The 2,392-nt window shown below is 29.4% G+C and carries 5 protein-coding genes; all 5 read right to left on the bottom strand.

From position 1 onward, the window contains the following. The coding region (locus VK071_11705) for a stage V sporulation protein AB (GenBank protein ID HLR35976.1) at window positions 1–265 on the bottom strand (265 nt) is incomplete at its 3' end. A 27-nt stretch (window positions 266–292) separates the two neighbouring features. Continuing rightward, window positions 293–952 carry a stage V sporulation protein AA gene (locus VK071_11700; GenBank protein HLR35975.1) on the bottom strand — a complete coding sequence of 220 codons (660 nt, stop codon included), beginning with the start codon at window positions 950–952 and terminating at the stop codon, window positions 293–295. Then, a complete protein-coding gene (locus tag VK071_11695) occupies window positions 906–1,073 on the bottom strand; it encodes a hypothetical protein (GenBank protein HLR35974.1) in 168 nt (55 codons plus the stop codon). The genes VK071_11700 and VK071_11695 overlap by 47 nt, the downstream gene beginning before the upstream one ends. A 70-nt stretch (window positions 1,074–1,143) precedes the next feature. After that, window positions 1,144–1,902, bottom strand: coding sequence for an RNA polymerase sporulation sigma factor SigF (gene sigF, locus VK071_11690; protein ID HLR35973.1), 759 nt, complete (start codon window positions 1,900–1,902; stop codon window positions 1,144–1,146). Window positions 1,903–1,907: 5 nt separating this feature from the next. Then, complete coding sequence (spoIIAB, locus tag VK071_11685) at window positions 1,908–2,345, bottom strand: anti-sigma F factor (protein HLR35972.1); 438 nt, start codon at window positions 2,343–2,345, stop codon at window positions 1,908–1,910. Window positions 2,346–2,392: the final 47 nt, after the last annotated feature.

Genomic DNA, 2,392 nt, shown 5'->3' with positions numbered 1-2,392 from the left:
ATAAGCCAACAAAAATCCCATTGAATACTCCAAAGAATATACTTGTATACTTATTTAAATATAAAGAAAAATCTACAAAATATAAAAAGGAAAAAATAATAGAACTTATTATAAATGTCCATTCGTATAATTTAAAATATTTTCTTGTATCAGTAATTTCTACTAGTCTAGAAAATATCCCAAGTAACGCAATAAATGCACCTACAGCTCCTCCTACTACTACACCAGCAGAATATCCAGTTAATATTACTAGAAAAGTTTTCAAATTTACACCTCATTACATGGAACATATTTAGTCTTTTCTTGATTTTTCATCATGTATTAAATAATCAGTCATTTCCTTATCATAAAGGAACATTTCAACCTCCAAAGGACCTGGTTCCTTTCTTCTTCTTTTATTCGATGTAGGTATACGACTAAAGAATGTAATTATACCAAATCCTAATCCTATGGAATAAGGAATAGCTAATAACAAGGGATTCTCTTCATGTTTCCCTGTTATTAAATGGTATAATTTTTCCATTGTCTTAGCCATATTTACATCTTCATGGAAATATATAATTGTTATAGCTGCCCCCAAAAATAAAACTCCAACTACAAATAACACTTTTAGGACTTCTATAAACATATTCCTTTCTTTTTCTTCCTTTATTTCAATTAATACTTCTGGTTCTCCCAACATAGTTACATCAATATTATCTTTTTGGCTTTGTATTTTTTTTACTATATCAACTGCTGTTACATAGTCCCAATCCTCATCTTTTGCATCAAAAACCTTTACATTTTCTAAAAATTTCTGAATAGTTTTGTTATTGGAAAATACATCTGCTACATCTTTTAAATACACACTACTATTAGTAGGAGCAGCATAGTAAGATTCTAATTTTATAAATCCTTGTTCTTGACTAATTAAACTCACCCCATCCAATAGAATAATAAATATTTTTAACAAATTTTGCTCTCGTAGGTGCTTCTTTATTTGATCTATAGCCTTTATATAAATAAGCTCCTAGAGAAAAAATAGCAGCTATTAATACAAATATTATAATAATTTCTTTTTTAGTTCTCCTCAATTTTCTCACTCCATTTCTAACCTTATTATTCTCATAAGATTAATTTTTAATACAAAAAAAGACGTGATCTTCACGCCTTTTCTAACATATTTCTTATATCATGGAGTATTCTCTTTTCAACTCTTGATACCTGTACTTGGGAAATTCCAAGAACTTCAGCAACTTCAACTTGAGTTTTATCTTTAAAATATCTCAGTATTATTATTTGTCTATCTCTAGGTTTCAATTTTCCTAAGACTTCTTTAAGCATAAGTTTATCTACAATATCTCCCTCGTCTTCTTCATCTGAACCTATTTTATCTATTAAGTATAATGGTGAACCATCATTTTCATATATAATATCATGTAAATATCCTGGTTGATAGGTAGATTCTAATGCCATAACTATATCTTCTTTATCTATTTCTATTTCACTAGATATTTCCTCTAAAGAAGGTTCTCTTCCTAGTTTTTTAGTTAACTTTTCCCTAGCCGCTCTAGCTTTATTTGCTGTCTGCTTCAATGATCTGCTAACCTTTATAATACCATCATCCCTTAAAAATCTTTTAATCTCCCCCGAAATCATAGGAACTGCATAAGTAGAAAATCTTACATTAAAACTTAAATCAAATTTATCTATTGCTTTTAATAGTCCAATACAACCAATTTGAAATAAATCTTCTACATCATAACCCCTATTTGTAAAACCCCTCAGGACACTTCTTACTAATCCTATATTCCTACTTACTAATATATCTTTAGCATCTATATCTCCACCTTGAGCTCTTTTAATTAATTCAATAGTTTCCTCATGAGACAATAATTTATTTTTAACAATCCCATTTTTCATATTACCTACTCCCTATCAGGCAATTCTTTAAATGTTTTAGTCATCTTCACCTTAGTCCCCTTACCAGACTCACTATAAACCTCTAAACTGTCCATAAATGTTTCCATTACAGTAAAACCCATACCTGATCTTTCTAATTCAGGTTTAGAAGTATAAAAAGGTTCCAATGCCTTTTCAATATCTTCTATACCATTTCCATTATCACTTACAACTATTTCAACTTTATTACCCTTTATCCAGCTTTCTACTATTATAATTCCTTCTCCATTTTCATATCCATGAATTACTGAATTTGTAACAGCTTCTGAAACTGCAGTTTTAATATCAGATATTTCTTCAATAGTTGGATCTAATTGTGCTGCAAACGCTGATACAACTACCCTAGCAAAAGCCTCATTTGCAGACCTATTCATAAACTCTAATTTCATATAATTGTTTGTCACAGTTTTCAAACCTCCCTAGCAATTGTTTAAAGCTTCATCAATTGATG

The sequence above is a fragment of the Tissierellales bacterium genome, assembly GCA_035301805.1.
In the GTDB taxonomy this organism is placed as follows: Bacteria; Bacillota; Clostridia; order Tissierellales; family DATGTQ01; genus DATGTQ01.
Note: the sequence above shows the minus strand (reverse complement) of the source record. Positions and strands in the feature narration are given on the sequence as shown.